Source organism: Aeromonas australiensis, from assembly GCF_000819725.1.
Classification (GTDB): domain Bacteria; phylum Pseudomonadota; class Gammaproteobacteria; order Enterobacterales; family Aeromonadaceae; genus Aeromonas; species Aeromonas australiensis.
In genome coordinates this window covers 21128-36916 of the sequence record NZ_CDDH01000051.1, presented here as the reverse complement: position 1 = coordinate 36916, position 15789 = coordinate 21128, and the positions used below count along the sequence as shown (strand labels likewise).

The following is a 15789-nucleotide window of genomic DNA, read 5'->3' as shown; positions in this document are numbered from 1 at the left end:
AACCAAGTAGAAAAATGGACAAATTCAAAATCGATGGTCGTTGTACTCTCAACGGCGAAGTGACCATCTCCGGCGCCAAAAACGCCGCGCTGCCGATCCTGTTCGCGACCCTGCTCTGTGATGAAGAGGTACACCTCTCCAACGTGCCACGCCTGAAAGATGTGGGCACCACCATCAAGCTGCTGGAGATGCTGGGCGCCACCACCAAGGTCAACGGTAACGTCACCGTGCTGACCGGTGCAGTGAATAACCACGTAGCCCCCTACGAGCTGGTGAAAACCATGCGCGCCTCCATTCTGGCGCTGGGCCCGCTGGCTGCCCGTTTCGGTGCGGCTGACGTCTCTCTGCCCGGCGGCTGCGCCATCGGTGCCCGCCCGGTCAACCTGCACGTCCACGGCCTGGAGCTGATGGGTGCCAAGATCACCATCGAAGATGGTTACATCAAGGCCCGTGTCGATGGCCGCCTGAAAGGCGCCCACATCCTGATGGATATGGTCTCCGTGACCGGTACCGAAAACCTGATGATGGCCGCCACCCTGGCTGATGGCCGCACCGTGATCGAAAACGCCGCGCGCGAGCCGGAAGTGGTCGATCTGGCCAACTTCCTCAATACCCTGGGCGCCAAGATCCAGGGGGCGGGTACCGACACCCTGACCATCGACGGTGTCGAGCGTCTGCACGGCGGCAACTACAGCGTGCAGCCTGACCGCATCGAAACCGGTACCTTCCTGGTGGGCGCAGCGGTCACCGGCGGCAAGATCACCTGCCGCAAGACCGACCCGACTCTGCTGGAAGCGGTGCTGGTCAAGCTGGAAGAGGCTGGCGCCCTGATTGAGAAGGGTGAAGACTGGATCACCCTCGACATGACTGGCCGCCCCCTCAAGCCGGTCAACATCAAGACTGCCCCCTACCCGGCCTTCCCGACCGACATGCAGGCACAGTTCACCGTGCTGAACGCCGTTGCCAAAGGCACCGGCATGGTCACCGAGACCATCTTCGAGAACCGCTTCATGCACGTTCCCGAGCTGGTACGGATGGGGGCAGACATCGAACTGCAGGGCAACGTAGCCATCTGCCGTGACACCGAGCAGCTCAAGGGTGCCCAGGTGATGGCGACCGATCTGCGCGCCTCCGCCAGTCTGGTGCTGGCCGGCTTCGTGGCTGAAGGCTCCACCATCGTCGACCGTATCTACCACATCGACCGTGGCTACGAAGACATCGAACAGAAGCTGCAGGGTCTGGGTGGCCGCATCGAGCGCATCAAGGGCTGATAACCCCTGATTGCTGGCCGATAAAAAGGCCCCCTCGCGTTGGCGAGGGGGCCTTTTTCATGGCTTCGGTTCTGTTGAACCCGGGATCAGTGACCCGCCAGCTTCATATTCTCCACCAGCACCGAGCCGGTCTTGAGGCTGGAGCGCTCATCCTCGTCACAACCCACTGCCACGATATGGCTGAACATCTCGGCCAGATTGCCGGCGATGGTGATCTCCTCGACCGGATAGGCTATTTCGCCATTCTCGACCCAGAAACCGGCGGCGCCGCGGGAGTAGTCACCATTGACGATGTTGACCCCCTGCCCCATCAACTCGGTCACCAGCAAACCGGTGCCCATCTCTTTCAGCATCCCCTGAAAATCCTGGCCGGTATTGGAAACCTGCCAGTTGTGGATGCCACCGGCGTGGCCCGTGGTAGTCAGCCCCAGCTTGCGCGCGGAGTAGGAGGTGAGCAGCCAGCTCATCAGCTCGCCGTTACGGATGATATCCATGTCGCGGGTACGCACCCCTTCACCATCGAACGGGGTACTGGCGAGCCCGCCCAACAGGTGGGGGAACTCCTGAATGGTCAGCCACTCTGGCAGGATCTGCTTGCCCAATTTGTCGAGCAAGAAGCTCGACTTGCGATAGAGGTTGCCGCCGCTGATGGCCATCACCAGATGGCCCCACAGGCCAGAGGCAGTGTCCGGGTGGAACAGCACAGGGGCATGGCGGGTAGAGATCTTGCGGGCGCCTAGGCGGGAGACGGTCCGCTCCACTGCCTCATCGGCAATGCGCTGCGGGCTCCAGAGCCCGCCGAGGGTGCGGCTGGAGGAGTAGCCGTAATCCCGTTGCATCTCGCCATCCTGCTCGCCGATCAACACACAGCTCAGGGAGTTGCGCGACGCGGCATAGCCTTTGACGAAGCCATGGCTGTTGCCATAGACCTTGATGCCAAGATGGCTGGAGAAACCGGCGCCGTCGGAGTGCTTGATACGGGCATCGCGGCCCAGCGCCAAGCGTTCACACTCGATGGCCAGCTCGATCCCGCGCTGGGGATCCAGCTCGATTTGGTGACACAGTTGCAGATCGGGGGCATCCCAGGCCAGCAGCTCGGCGTCCGCCAGACCGGCGCAATCATCCGCCGAGGTGTGGCGGGCAATCTCGATGGCCGCTTCAACGGCGGCACGAATAGCAGGCTTGCTCAGATCGGTGGTCGAGGAGGATCCCTTGCAACCATCGCGATAGACGGCGATGCCGAGGGCGCCATCCTTATTGAATTCAATGCTTTCCAGTTCACAACCCCGGGTGTTCACCGACAACCCGGTCTGCTTGCTGATGGAGACTTCGGCAAGCCCGGCCCCCAGTCCTTTGGCTATCTCCAGGGCTTCGGCAACCACGGCCTCGAGATGGGCTTGATCCTGGCGGATTTGGTCTTGCTGATCCATAACTCACATCTATATGAAGGAAGGAAAGGGGGTAAGCATATCAGACCCCTGCGTCCAGCGGGAGAAGCTGGTAACATATCCGCCAAACGTGAATGACAGGAATCAAGAGACCGATGAGTCAATATCAAGACGACAACGAGTTCGAAGAGTGGGGCCCCAGCAAGAGCCAGCTCAAGCGCGATGCCGAAGCATTGCAGAAAATGGGGGAAGAGATCGTCTCCCTCAGCCACAGCGAGCTGGAAAAAATCCCGTTGGATGAAGAGCTTGCAGAAGCGGTCGAGCTGGGTCGCAAACTCAAGCCGAAGAAGGATGAGTCCTTCCGTCGCCATCTGCAGTTCATCGGCCGCCTGATGCGCAGCCGCGATATCGAGCCGATTGCCGAAGCGCTCTCCATCATCAAGAACCGTCACTCCACCGTGAATGCACGCCTGCATCGGCTGGAGCAGTGGCGCGAGCGGCTGATCACCGAAGGTGACAGCGCCCTCAACGAGCTGATGTCCCAGTTCCACGAACTGGATCGCCAGAAGCTGCGCCAGCTGATCCGCTCTGCCAACAAGGAGCGGGAGCTGAACAAGCCGCCGGTCGCCTACCGCGAGATGTACCAGTATCTGCGCGGCGAGATCGAAGACCTGTTGTGATCCCCGAAACACGCCTCCCTTTGCGGAGGCGTGTTGCTATTGGTGACATTGCCCCCATTCCCCCGGTGCGTTTAATATATCCACCACCCTGACGCCCAGACCATGCCTACCTATCGTCCCACCCAGGTAAATCGCCGATCCAGAGCTGCCCACAACCATTCCGTTAACAATTCGGCATCATTTTGTTTGACATATTGAACGGCCTTGGCAGACTGAAGAGAGGATCCATGCCGTCGCTGCCCAGGCTGACCAACGATTCTGTCACCCGGCCCGACGCGGGATCCCATGACCATGCCTTGAGGCATGCCCTTGCCCTGCCAGTTTGCAAGGGCCTGCCCAAGGCGCAGGATGAGACTTCAACGCCAAGGATAATCAAGGTGCCCTATGCCACATCCCCAGCCTCCCGCCACCCGTAAACCTGTCGTGCTGATGACCATGGGGGCCCAGCCTCGCAACGGCCACGCCTATCAGGTGATGACCCACAAATACATCATGCCGCTGGTGGAGATCAGCGGCTGCATCCCACTAATGGTGCCCACCTGCTGCGGGACCGCTGACCTGGAGCAGTATCTGGATCTGGCCGATGGGGTCTATCTGAGCGGTGCCGGTTCCAACATCGATCCGGCCCTCTACGGTCAGGAGAACCTCACCCCGGAGAAACAGCAGGACAGGGATCGCGACCTGTTCGATCTGCCCCTCATCAAGGGAGCGCTCGCCCGTGGTTTACCGATCCTCGGGATCTGCCGCGGCATGCAGGAGATCAACGTGGCGCTGGGGGGAGACATCCATCAGAAGGTCTATAACGAGCCGGGTTACGATGACCACCGGGAGGATGCCGATGATCCGGTTGATGATCAGTATGGGCCAAGCCATCAGATTGAACTGCTGCCGGGCAGCTGGTTTGCCGAGCTGATGGGGGAAGAACAGATTCTGGTCAACTCCCTGCATGGCCAGGGCATCAACCGATTGGGAGAGGGGCTTGAACCGCTGGCCCACGCCGAAGATGGACTGGTCGAGGCCATCCATGCCCCGTCTCTCTCCCCTTTCCTGCTGGCTGTGCAGTGGCATCCAGAGTGGAAAGCCAGTGAAAACCCCCACTCCATCAAGATCTTTCAAGCCTTTGGCGATGCCTGCCGACATCGGCACAACAGCAGCAGCTAACCCTTAATCACCAAATCCGCGCGCCTTGAGCTTGGGCAGTCCGCCCCGCTCGGGGCGCAGGGTACGACAGACATCCATCCCCTTGAGCCCGCGCTGAATATGCTCGGGGGACTGGCCAAACACCATGCCGTTGCTGCGATAGAGGTGCTTGCCATCCAACTCAAACTGCTCGCCGCCAATCAGTAACTGCACCCTGCCATTGACCTTCTCGCCGCGCTTGATGGGTAGCAACATATCACTGAGCACCTCGCCGGTGGCACACCCCTCGCGCCAGCGGGCCTCGTCCGAGAATGGGGTAATGGCAATTTCGCGCCAGGAGCCATCACGAAATTCGACCCGGTACTTGTCGACCAGCAGATCGCAGCCAGCCAATGGCAACAAGGTCATCAAACAGATGATTCTCTTTGATAATTTCACTACATCTCACTCCTTTTCCCAGTGCTGGACAGGATAAATAAAATGGCGTTCCAACGCATCATTTCCCCACGCCGAAGCAGCTATGCTGGAACTAGAACCACCACAAGGGGCCGCCATGTTCAGCGACAACCTCACTGCGCTACCCACCCTGATCTGGATCCGCGAGCACCCGTTCTGGACCCTGCTAACCCTCTTGTTGATGCTGATCCACTTCTGGCGCCGCCCGGGACAACGGCGTGAACTGCTCTCCGAACTGAGCTTCGTAATGATTAGCATGGTGGCGATCCTGTTAATCCAACTAGAGGGGGGCTGGTTCCGGCTGCCACTACCTCATCACCTGCTGGTCGAACTCTCCACCCTGCTGGCCGGGCTAATCCTGGTGAAGATCTGGGGGATCCTGCTGTTTGAGTTTCTGCTGCCTCTCTGCCAGATAAGGATCCCGCGGATCATCGCCGATATCGTGATCACTATCGGCTATATCGGCTGGTGCCTGTTTCGTCTCTACGCCTCTGGCATGGCGCTCGGCGAGATAGTGACTACCTCGGCGGTGATCACCGCCATCATAGCGTTCGCCATGCAGGATACTCTGGGCAATCTGCTGGCCGGGGTCTCAATCCAGCTCGACAACTCCATCGCCATCGGTGACTGGCTGCAGGTCGACACCACCCAGGGCCGGGTGGTAGAGATCAACTGGCGAGCCACCACCATCGAGACCCGTAACTGGGAGACCGTCGTCATCCCCAACAGCCACCTGCTCAAACAGCGCTTCACCGTGCTTGGCCGCCGTCGAGGCGAACCGCTGCAGTGGCGCCGCTGGGTCTGGTTCGATCTGACCCTGGATACCCTACCCACCCAGATTATCGCGCTGATTGAGAAATCCCTGCGGGAGACCAAGCTCCCCTGCGTTGCCAAGCATCCGCAACCGGACTGCCTGCTGATGAATGTCGAAGGGGGCATCGCCCGTTATGCGGTGCGCTACTGGCTAACCGACCTGGCTCGAGATGACCCAACCGACTCCATGGTGCGCAGTCTGGTTGATGCGGCTCTGCGCCGGAGCGATCGCCGCCTCACCCCACCGATCTTCAATGTTTTTATGGCCAAGGAGAAGCAGCATCTGGACGCCCGCCACAAGCGCCATACCGTTGAACGTACCGCCACCCTGCGCAAGCTGCCGCTGTTTGCCATGTTGCAGGAGCACGAGCTGATCCAGCTAGCCGATCAGGTAAAATTCGCCCCCTTCGTCAGCGGCGACATCATGCTGGAACAGGGGGAGGTCTCAGACTGGCTGTTCGTAATGGTCAAAGGGGAGGCCGAGATGCTGGTCAATCTGGAGGGGAAAGAGCTGAAGCTAGGCACACTCGACGCCGGGGACTTCTTTGGCGAGTTGAGCCTGCTCACCGGTGAGCCCAGTTCCTTCACGGTACGAGCGGTGGCCACCGTCGAAACCTATCGCATCAATCAGGCAATGTTTCAGGAGTTGGTGATGCAGCGCGAGTCGCTGGTCGAGCCCCTCTACCGGGTATTGAGCGACCGCCAGCAGGAGCAGCGAGCCCTGCTGGAACGGGAGGCGGAAGCCATGAAACAACCACCACAACAACGTGACCTGCTTGATAAACTGATGCAGCTGTTCGGCGGAAGATAACGTAGCATGGCCCGGTATTGAAAATCTGAAGAGAGAACAGCAGCCATGTTACTGACCACCCTGGCCCTGGCCGCCAGCCTGCAATTTGATTGTCCAGCCACCATCGAGACTCGCCAGCAGCTGCTGACCCCGCAGCAGGGCTGGCAGGCCGTGACCCGCAACGACGATGGCAAACCGGACGAAACCCTCAGCCACCGGCTCGACAATCTGGCCCTGTTCGACGGAGATCCTGCCGAGCTGGCCCAACTCAAACCGGATAATGGCGACAGCGACGAAACCCACTACTGGAGCCAGCTCGATGGCAGCCTGCGCCCCCTCTATCTGGTTTGCCACTATCGCAACAGTGCCATCACCCTGCAGCAGGCGCTGCCCGTCGGCATCAGTTACTGCCGCGTCAACCAGCGCGACCGCTACACCCTGCTCGGGCTGGTTTGTCGCAAATAGTGAGCCTGGATGGTCCCCGGTGACAGCCATCTACCGATAACCATTGCCGCTTGAGCCTGGCTACCCGCCAGCGCCATCAGAGCAGCAGCTCGGCCAGCTCCTCCAATGCCCTCAACTCCACATCCGGCAACAGTTGCAGCTGTTGCCACGGTTGCTGCCGTTCGTTGAGCCAGGCGGTACGAAAGCCGTGCAAGCGGGCACCCAGCACATCGGTCTCGGGATGATCCCCCACATGGAGGATCCGCTCAGCTGACAGCTTGAGGGCGCTGCAAGTATGCTCGAACATATCTGGCGCCGGTTTCATTCTGGCGCCCGCCCCCGCCTTGCAGACCAGCGTGAAGTAGCGATCCAGCCCGGCCTGCGCCAGATCCAGATTGCCGTTGGTGATCACCACCAGCGGATAGCGTTCGGCCAATCTGGCCAGCAGCTGATGAGTGGACTCGCTCACCTCGATCTTCGAGCGCTCTGCCAAAAACGCAGCAAAGACCTGCTCCGCCGCGCGACTGGCCTGCTGGTCGGCCATCCCCCCCTCGACCATGGCAGCGCGGATGGTCTGCTGGCGCGCCAGACTGACATCGTGGCGCAGCTCGGGGGCACCGTTCAGCACGCTGCGTTTGAGCTCCAGCCAGCGCGGCTGGTCGAGCATGGCGGTGGCCAGATATTCACTGCGCAGATGGCTCAGCATCCACTGCTCGGCCCGCACGATGGCGGGGCCGTTGTCATAGAGGGTGTCATCGAGGTCAAACGAGATGGCAGCAACCGGCTGCCAGCGGCGATAGAAGTGCATGGACTCTCCTCTGCACGGGGGCTCAGGGCCCGTTATTCATCGTCCTGCGCATCCGGGTCACGCTTGGCCCTTGGGTGAGCGCTGTCGTAAACCTTGGCCAGATGCTGGAAGTCGAGGTGGGTATAGATCTGGGTGGTGGAGAGATCGGCATGCCCCAGCAACTCCTGCACCGCCCGCAGATCGCCGGAGGACTCCAGCATATGGGTGGCGAAGCTGTGGCGCAGCTTGTGGGGATGGACATGGGCGTTGAGCGCCTGCTTGTTGCCCCAGCCATCGAGGCGGGCCTGCACCGAGCGGGCCGACAGCCGCTGCTTGCGGCTGGAGACAAACAGCGCCTCGCTCTCGTCCCCGGCCAGCAGCGGGCGCACCTTGAGCCACTTCTGCAGCCACTCGACCGCCATCCGGCCGATGGGCAGCACCCGCTCCCGCGAGCCCTTGCCAGTCACCTTGAGCTGGCGGTCGTTGAGCTTCAGATCCACCAGATTGATCCCCACCAGCTCGGCCAGACGCAGCCCTGAAGAGTACATCAGCTCCATGATGGCGCGATCCCGCACCGCCAGCGGATCCTGCTCGTCGGTGATGTTGAGCAGCTGGTGCATCTCGTCCACATCGAGGTTTTTTGGCAGCGGTCGCCCCTGTTTGGGGGTGACGATGCCGCGGGCCGGATTGGCGGTCAGCCGACCCTGCCGCACCTGCCAGTCACAAAAGCTGCGCAGGGCAGAGACCTTGGTGGCCAGCGAGCGCGGCGCCAGCCCCCCCTTGTGCATCCGGGTCACCAGAGTGCGCACCTGGCTCGCCTCGAGCCGGCCCCAGTCATTGAGCCCCTGCGTCACCAGCTCGGCGGTCATCGCTTCCAGGTGGGCTTGATAGTTATTGCGAGTGTGAGGGCTGAGCTGGCGCTCGACCCTCAGGTATTCGATAAAGGCCGCCAGCTCGTCCGCCAGTGCTGCGGGCAGTGGCGGCGCGACGAGGGGAGCCTTGGTGGACGCCCTAGCCATGAGTCAGCTCGGGCAGACGCAGTTGCAGCAGGCGTCCCAGTTGGCCCAGCAGCAGGGTGTCATTGTGGGGGGTGAAATGGCCGGGATCCGAGCTGGCGAAGGCCAGCACACCAAGATCACCGAGCCGCATCAGGGCCACCGAGTTGACCAGTACATCGTGGCCAAACAGCGCCTGTTTCTCACTCTGGCTTAAACGGCCAAAGTAGTAATCCTGCCCCGGCAGACGCTGTCCCAACAGGGATTCCAGCTGCCTGCCCTCGGCCATAAAGCGCGCCTCGGGCCCGCTCAGGGCAAACTTCTTGGGATTGAGCCAGAGCCGCAGCCCGGTCAGGCGCAGCCGCTGGACAAAAGCCTTGCCCATCACGGCGCTCACCTCGAACAGGGTCTGGCAGCCATAGAGCTCGCCATAGAGATCTGCATAGACCCGAAAGATCCGCTCGTTCTCACTGGCGATCCCCATCAGTTCGGTGATCTCCTGCTCCAGCTGTTCGATCCGCTCGCGCTGACGCTCCAGCTGGCGCTCTACCAGCGAGACCGACCCTTTGCGTTCATGGGGAATGCGGATCCGGTCCAGCACGGCACCATGGCGCTGGAAAAACTCGGGGGAACGGGCCAGGTACTCCAGCACACCGGCTTCGTCCACCAGTTGCTCCTGCCGTTTGAGTTCGCTCATAAATTGGTTGATCCATCAAAGAAATGGGGCTCGCAGCCCCGACATCATGGGCAAAGGGGGCCAACCCCCCGTACCTGAACCTTTATCGGCTAAACCTCTATCTGGCCGTCAAACACATGCTCGGCGGGGCCCGTCATATAGACAGGCTGACCCGGCCCTTTCCAGGCGATGGTCAGCTTGCCACCCGGCAGGCTGACGGTGACCCGCTCCTTGAGCTTGCCCTGGCTCATGCCAATCACCGCCGCCGCACAGGCACCGGTACCGCAGGCAAGGGTCTCCCCCACCCCGCGTTCGAATACCCGCAGCTTGATCTCGGTGGCGTTGACCATCTCCATGAAGCCGACGTTGACCCGCTCGGGGAAGCGCTCGTGACGTTCCATGATAGGCCCCAGCGTCGCCACTGGCGCATCGGCCACCGACGACACCTCGATGACGCAGTGGGGGTTGCCCATGGAGACGGCGCCGCACATCACGGTATGCTCCTGCGCCCGTAGCAGATAGGTTTTTTCCGCCTTCTGGGCTCGAAACGGGATCTTGCCCGGCTCAAACTGGGGCACCCCCATATTGACCGTGACCTGATTCTCCCCCTCCAGCTGCAATACGATACGGCCCCGGGCGGTGCTGACCGCGATGCGATCCCGGTTTATCAAGCCCTTGAGACGCACGAAACGGGCAAAACAGCGGGCGCCGTTGCCGCACTGCTCCACCTCGCTGCCATCGGCATTGAAGATACGGTAGTGAAAATCAAGCTCGGGGTCATAGGGGGGCTCCACCAGCAACAGCTGGTCAAAACCGATCCCGAAGTGGCGATCCGCCAGCTTCTTGATGACGTCGTTGCTGAAAAAGACCTTCTGGGTGACACCGTCCACCACCATGAAGTCATTACCCAGCCCGTGCATCTTGGAAAAATCTATCAACATCGTGCGTTCCTGTATTTGGGCGCGCGCTCAAGGCTCTTTGAAAGGCAGCTTAAGGCAGCAGGTGCTCACCGCGCCAGAGATCGGCCAACTGCTCGCGCTCTCTGATGAGGAACGATTGCGTACCATCCACCAGCACCTCGGCGGCACGGGGACGGGTGTTGTAGTTGGATGACATGGTAAAGCCGTAGGCACCGGCTGAGCGCACCGCCAGCAGGGAACCCTCGGCGATAGCCAGAGTGCGCTCCTTGCCGAGGAAGTCGCCAGTCTCGCACACCGGCCCCACCACGTCATAGAGCGCCGGGGGATGGCCGGCATGACTGTCCACCTCGATGATGTTCATCCAGGCACCGTAGAGCGAGGGACGCAGCATGTCGTTCATACCGGCATCGATCAGCGCGAAGTTGCGGGTCTCACCCGGTTTCAGATACTCGACCCGGGTCAGCAACACGCCGGCATTGGCAACGATGGCGCGGCCCGGCTCGAACAGCAGGGTCAGATCCCGCCCCGCCAGCTTCTGCTTGAGCGCTTCGGCATACTCGGTCGGGTGCGGTGGTTGCTCGGCACCATAGTTGACCCCAAGGCCGCCCCCAACATCCAGATGGTGGATATGAATCCCTTCCGCCGCCAGCGTGTCGATCAGCCGCAGCAGCTTGTCAGCCGCTTCCATAAAGGGATTCAATTCAGTGAGTTGCGAGCCGATATGACAATCCACCCCGACGATCTCGATATGCGCCATCGCTGCAGCCTTGCGATAGATGGCTGGGGCCTGCTCGATGGGGATGCCAAACTTGTTCTGCTTGAGGCCAGTGGAAATATAAGGGTGGGTGCCTGCATCGATATCCGGATTGACCCGCACCGAGACTCGGGCTTTCTTGCCCATGCTGCCCGCCACCCGATTGAGGCGCTCCAGCTCGGCCTCAGACTCCAGATTGAAACAGAGGATCTCTTTGTCCAGCGCGAGGCGCATCTCGGCTTCGCTCTTGGCAACCCCGGAGAAGACCACTTTGGCCGGATCGCCACCCGCCGCCAGTACCCGCGACAACTCGCCACCTGAGACGATGTCAAACCCCGAGCCCAGTCGGGCCAGCAGGTTGAGCAGCGCCAGGTTCGAGTTGGCCTTGACCGCATAGCAGATCAAATGGGGAATATCGCCAGCGGCCTTGTCGAAGGCGTGCCAGTGGCGCTCGAGGGTCGCCCGGGAGTAGACGTAAAGCGGGGTACCGTACTGTTCGGCAAGCTGTTGCAGTGAGGTTTGCTCGGCCAGCAGCTGACCGTCGGCATCGTAGTTAAAGTGATCCAAATGGGCGGTTCCTTCCTAAAACGGGGGCGGCATGAGTATGGTATCAGTGCGGCGCGGCCTCGGTGGTGGTCGCAGGGGTCGCAGGCGATGCCGCTTGCGGTGTACTCTGGCTCTGGGACTGCTCGGGTGGCGGCATATAGAGCGGCCCCTTCAGACCGCAGGCGGCCAATCCGAGAGAGAGAAGAGTAGCAAGCAGACACTTGGTGAACTGAGTGATCATAATGGTTCGCTGCGAAAAAATTTTTGGCCCTCTATAATCGCACTCACATTGTTAAAAGCAACAGGATAAACCGATGAAGGATCACGAGTATCACGCCCTGACCGACGCCTTTTTCCAATATGTGGAAGACACGCTCGACGAGGGGTATCCGGATATCGACTGCGAACGCAGCGGCGGCGTATTGACCCTCTCTTTCGAGAACAAGACCAAAGTCATCATCAACAAGCAGGAGCCACTGCACCAGATTTGGGTCGCCACCCGCGAGAACGGCTTCCACTTCGAGCTACAGGGTGACACCTGGATCGACAACCGCTTCGGCCACGAGCTCAAGGCGCTGTTGAGCCAATCCTGCAGCGCCCAGGCGGGCGAAGAGGTGGTGTTCCCATGATCGACCTGCACCCGCAGGGCGCCCGTCACGCGGTGATCTGGCTGCATGGGCTGGGGGATTCCGGCGCCGGTCTCGCCCCGCTGGTGGAGGCGCTGGACCTGCCCGCCGAGCTACCGGTGCGTCACCTGCTGCCGGATGCGCCGGAGCGCCCCATCACCATCAATATGGGCTACAAGATGCGCGGCTGGTACGACATCAGGAGCTTCGAGGATCCCGACGAGCGGGCCGTGGAGTCCCATGTCCGGGAATCGGCCGACCAGATTGCCGCATTGCTCGATCAGCTGGTGGCCGACGGGTTTGCCCCCGAGCGCATCGTGCTGGCAGGTTTCTCTCAGGGCGGGGTAATTGCCTCCTTCACCGCGCTGCGCTATCAGGCAACGCTGGCGGGCCTGCTCTGCATGTCCACCTATCTGGCCGCGCCCGACAAATTGCTCGGCGAAATGAGCGAATCCGCTCGTGCTCTGCCCATCTGCTATATGCACGGCATCTACGACGATGTGGTTAGCCTGTCGCTCGGTTGGGATGCCAAGAACCGGCTGCAAACCGCCGGACTCGCCCCCGAGTGGCACGAGTACCCGATGCGTCACGAGATCTGCCGCCCGCAGCTCGGCGACATTCGTAGCTGGCTGCTGGCCCGCCTCGGCGCCTGAGCCTCTCCGGTAAAGCAAACGGCCTGCATCTGCAGGCCGTTCTATTTGATATGCGCGATGATCCTCTGCAACAAGGGAGCAAGCACGGCATGTTTGCGCACCAGCCGTGCCGCCCCCTGCACTACCCCGCAGCAGAACCGAGTTCACGCCCGGAACCACCGCACTCCCGCGGAATCCCCTGACTACGGTAAGGGATAACATCCAGCTCCCCATTCACTTGCACTATCTCGTAGTACTGGGGCAGGTTGAAGTTGATAAACTGGCCATCATCGCTGAACCGCTCGTGATTGGAGGTGTAGAAGCGGTTGACCCCCGCCACCAGCTCATCCTTGTTGCCGGCAAAGTGCTGGTAGATCTCCACCCGGTTCGCCTCATCGAGGATATAGATGTTGGTGCCCGCATCCCGGGTATCGAAGAAGAACTGCACCAACCCTTCGCTGGCGTAGGCATCGACGATGCTCGGCAGATGCTGGCTGTGGGTCTTGTCGAGCCGCAGCGGCAGGTGATCCAGCTTGTTGTGGGAGATATGGCGGTAAAAATCGATGGCGTTTTCCAGCTTCTTCACCGACACCCCACGCCGTTCGAAGAAGATGCCGTACTTCTCGCGGCCTAACGCCATGGTCTTGACCAGCTGCGGCTTGTCACGGGCCAGACGCAGGTCGATACACTCCGCTACCAGCGTCTGGAAGCGGGAGCGCACCAGAGAGCGGAAGTGCTGGCTGTAGCAAAACACCTCGATCATCTCGGGGGCGGCAGCATCCTGATGCATCTTGCCAAGGATGGTGGTGAGGGCATCGACCACCGCCTCGTCCCCCTGGAAGTGGAGGGTACGGATCTCGCTCCAGGAGTTGCGATAGACCAGATCCACCGACCCTACCAGACACTCCTGATTGCGACCAAACGAGAAGATATCCACTGTGTTGGCGTCAAATTCGATCACCTGACCGACCCAGTGACTGGTCGGATCCATCTCCAGATTGAGGAAGATGGAGAGCTGACGGATCTCGCACGGCCGACTGAGGGCCAGGTTGGTGGCCAGCGGGTACTTCTCGGGGAAACAGCCGGAGAGATCGCGACAAAATTGGTGCAGATTGTCGATGTGCAGATCTGATCCCTGATTGAACAGGTGCACCCGCGATTGGGGGGTGAGCAGATCATTGAAATAGGCCCACGAAACCAGCTTGCTGATGTAGCCGTTGAACTCGAGCGGGGCACGGCCAATGATGTCCACCGGCTCCAGCGAATGCTTGTAGAGATACCAGCCGGCGCGGTTGAGGCGGCCGTGGGGTACCTGTACGAAGCTGAGATCCGGCTCGCTCAGATCTGGCGCGATCTTGAGGTTGATACGCTGTACCTTGCCCGGCAGGCTCTCGAACGCGGCATAGAGTTTGCGCGACAGAATGCCGATATCTTCCGGGTTGATCGACTCGCTGATGTTGTTACGACGGGCAAACTGGATCAGGTTGCGGTAGCTCTGCATCAGGGCTTCCAGCAGCTCGGCGTGGGCGATCTTCACCTCTTCGATCTTCCACTCGTGGCGGTGATCGAGTTGATAGAGTTTGCCCTGACTCCAGCCCCAGTAGGAGACCAGCTGGTTCATCTGTTCGCGACGCCACTCGGGGGAGTGATCATCCTTGGGATGGCTGAGGCCGTCACACACCTTGAGGTAGAAGCAGCGGCGCACCAGATCGAGCCGCGCCATGTCGCCGATGGACTTGAGGTAGTTGGTTACCTTGTCCAGCATCAGACAGTAGTTGTCGAGCCGGTAGTGCATCCCTTCGTTGTGCTGGAACCAGTCGCGACCAATCATCGACAGCAGGCGAGTGTTGGGGTACTCGTGGGAGTAGGCTTCCATCAGCACCGACTTGAGTACCGCCTTGTAGGGGGAGTCAATCCCCTTGTAGAGCTGCCACAGGGCAGAGCCGAAATACTCTTCGGCCGGAATACGGTCGAAACTGCCCAGATCGAGCCAGTCATCCTGCTTGAGCGTGCCGCTCTCGAACAGCTCGTTCACATAATCGTCGTAACGTTGATCACCCTCGGTGGGCACCAGATACCAGACCAAGCGTTTACCCGCGATATGCATGGCGCTGCGGTAGAACTCGTCGAGCAGCAGCAAGTGCTGGGCACTGCCGCAGCTCTCTCCCTGCATCTGGGCATCATTGGTCTGGCGGAATTTGTCTTCCGGGATCAGGAAGAAGTTGAGATCGACCCCGCGCTGTTCGGCCCACTTGGAGAGTTGCTGGCACTTCAGCTCCAGCAGATCGAGCCGCTCCTGCGACAAACCAGCCACGTGGCAGACCCAGATATCGAGATCGGAGTGACAGCATTGACCGATGGAGGAGGTGCTGCCCATGGAGTAGAGCCCCTGAATGGCCCGATCATGGGGGGCAAGACCGCTCTGGCAGTTGGCGTTGCGGCAGAGGTCATCAATAAAGGCTTGCTGCTCGGCAGTGGCGCTGAAGCTCCAGATGCCATGAGGGACATCACCGGAGACATAACCGGGCAGCAGGGGGTGATTGAAGTGCAGCATGACAGGCAGCAGTTGGAATACCTGCTGCCCATAGCGACTCATGAGGCCTAACGCCCGTTGCGTCTTGAGACGGGTAATGTCGTCATAACGCGCAACCAGCGTATCGATGTGTTCCTGCAATGCCCTGCCTATCACCAAGCTAAAAATGACGCACCAAAAGTGGGATACGTCAAAAAAGTGTGATCATGTTAACAATGCAAACAGCGGTGGTAAACAAGCCTTCAGCTAAACGTCAGATTATTTCTGGTATGACCACACCAAGTATCAGGGGAAATTATTAAATTCCAATATATTCAATGAATTAATCAATGCCACTT

Annotated in this window: 16 protein-coding genes; 7 read left to right on the top strand and 9 right to left on the bottom strand. The window is 60.4% G+C overall.

All coding sequences use genetic code 11. The features are described 5' to 3' along the window. The first annotated feature begins 14 nt into the window (after positions 1-14). Complete coding sequence (murA, locus tag BN1117_RS07705) at positions 15-1271, top strand: UDP-N-acetylglucosamine 1-carboxyvinyltransferase (protein ID WP_040096253.1); 1257 nt, start codon at positions 15-17, stop codon at positions 1269-1271. A gap of 86 nt (positions 1272-1357) precedes the next feature. Here murA and pmbA read toward each other — a convergent pair whose 3' ends face one another. After that, positions 1358-2701 carry a metalloprotease PmbA gene (gene pmbA / locus BN1117_RS07700; RefSeq protein ID WP_040096252.1) on the bottom strand — a complete coding sequence of 448 codons (1344 nt, stop codon included), beginning with the start codon at positions 2699-2701 and terminating at the stop codon, positions 1358-1360. 113 nt (positions 2702-2814) lie between these two features. On the opposite strand from pmbA, the gene yjgA reads away from it, so the two are divergent. Both yjgA and BN1117_RS07690 read left to right on the top strand, forming a co-directional pair. Next, positions 2815-3339 (top strand): ribosome biogenesis factor YjgA, encoded by a 525-nt coding sequence (yjgA, locus tag BN1117_RS07695; RefSeq protein ID WP_082032564.1) that lies wholly within the window; start codon positions 2815-2817, stop codon positions 3337-3339. A gap of 384 nt (positions 3340-3723) precedes the next feature. Beyond that, a complete protein-coding gene (locus tag BN1117_RS07690) occupies positions 3724-4500 on the top strand; it encodes a gamma-glutamyl-gamma-aminobutyrate hydrolase family protein (protein ID WP_040096249.1) in 777 nt (258 codons plus the stop codon). Positions 4501-4503: 3 nt separating this feature from the next. Here BN1117_RS07690 and BN1117_RS07685 read toward each other — a convergent pair whose 3' ends face one another. Continuing rightward, a complete protein-coding gene (locus BN1117_RS07685; protein ID WP_040096247.1) occupies positions 4504-4887 on the bottom strand; it encodes a hypothetical protein in 384 nt (127 codons plus the stop codon). Positions 4888-5032: 145 nt separating this feature from the next. On the opposite strand from BN1117_RS07685, the gene BN1117_RS07680 reads away from it, so the two are divergent. Both BN1117_RS07680 and BN1117_RS07675 read left to right on the top strand, forming a co-directional pair. Beyond that, complete coding sequence (locus BN1117_RS07680) at positions 5033-6559, top strand: mechanosensitive ion channel family protein (RefSeq protein ID WP_040096245.1); 1527 nt, start codon at positions 5033-5035, stop codon at positions 6557-6559. Between the two features lie 45 nt (positions 6560-6604). Next, complete coding sequence (locus BN1117_RS07675; protein WP_040096243.1) at positions 6605-7003, top strand: STY0301 family protein; 399 nt, start codon at positions 6605-6607, stop codon at positions 7001-7003. A 76-nt stretch (positions 7004-7079) separates the two neighbouring features. Here BN1117_RS07675 and BN1117_RS07670 read toward each other — a convergent pair whose 3' ends face one another. The 6 genes from BN1117_RS07670 to lptM all read right to left on the bottom strand — a co-directional run bounded on the left by BN1117_RS07670 (position 7080) and on the right by lptM (position 11901). Continuing rightward, positions 7080-7790, bottom strand: coding sequence for an HAD-IA family hydrolase (locus BN1117_RS07670; RefSeq protein WP_040096241.1), 711 nt, complete (start codon positions 7788-7790; stop codon positions 7080-7082). 32 nt (positions 7791-7822) lie between these two features. Then, a complete protein-coding gene (gene xerC, locus BN1117_RS07665) occupies positions 7823-8788 on the bottom strand; it encodes a tyrosine recombinase XerC (RefSeq protein ID WP_040096239.1) in 966 nt (321 codons plus the stop codon). Further along, positions 8781-9461: a DUF484 family protein gene (locus tag BN1117_RS07660; protein WP_040096237.1), complete on the bottom strand. Its 681-nt coding sequence runs from the start codon at positions 9459-9461 to the stop codon at positions 8781-8783. The genes xerC and BN1117_RS07660 overlap by 8 nt, the downstream gene beginning before the upstream one ends. 89 nt (positions 9462-9550) lie before the next feature. Further along, entirely contained in the window at positions 9551-10381 is an 831-nt protein-coding gene (gene dapF, locus BN1117_RS07655) for a diaminopimelate epimerase (RefSeq protein WP_040096235.1), read from the bottom strand. Positions 10382-10430: 49 nt separating this feature from the next. Next, a complete protein-coding gene (gene lysA / locus BN1117_RS07650; protein WP_040096233.1) occupies positions 10431-11681 on the bottom strand; it encodes a diaminopimelate decarboxylase in 1251 nt (416 codons plus the stop codon). A 43-nt stretch (positions 11682-11724) separates the two neighbouring features. Then, positions 11725-11901, bottom strand: a complete 177-nt coding sequence (gene lptM, locus BN1117_RS18955; RefSeq protein WP_082032563.1) for an LPS translocon maturation chaperone LptM — start codon at positions 11899-11901, stop codon at positions 11725-11727. A 73-nt stretch (positions 11902-11974) separates the two neighbouring features. On the opposite strand from lptM, the gene cyaY reads away from it, so the two are divergent. Then, complete coding sequence (gene cyaY, locus BN1117_RS07645) at positions 11975-12289, top strand: iron donor protein CyaY (protein WP_040068798.1); 315 nt, start codon at positions 11975-11977, stop codon at positions 12287-12289. Further along, entirely contained in the window at positions 12286-12939 is a 654-nt protein-coding gene (locus BN1117_RS07640) for an alpha/beta hydrolase (protein ID WP_040096231.1), read from the top strand. Before cyaY ends, BN1117_RS07640 begins: the two co-directional genes overlap by 4 nt. Before the next feature lie 121 nt (positions 12940-13060). Here BN1117_RS07640 and BN1117_RS07635 read toward each other — a convergent pair whose 3' ends face one another. Continuing rightward, positions 13061-15592: a class I adenylate cyclase gene (locus BN1117_RS07635; RefSeq protein WP_040096230.1), complete on the bottom strand. Its 2532-nt coding sequence runs from the start codon at positions 15590-15592 to the stop codon at positions 13061-13063. Positions 15593-15789: the final 197 nt, after the last annotated feature.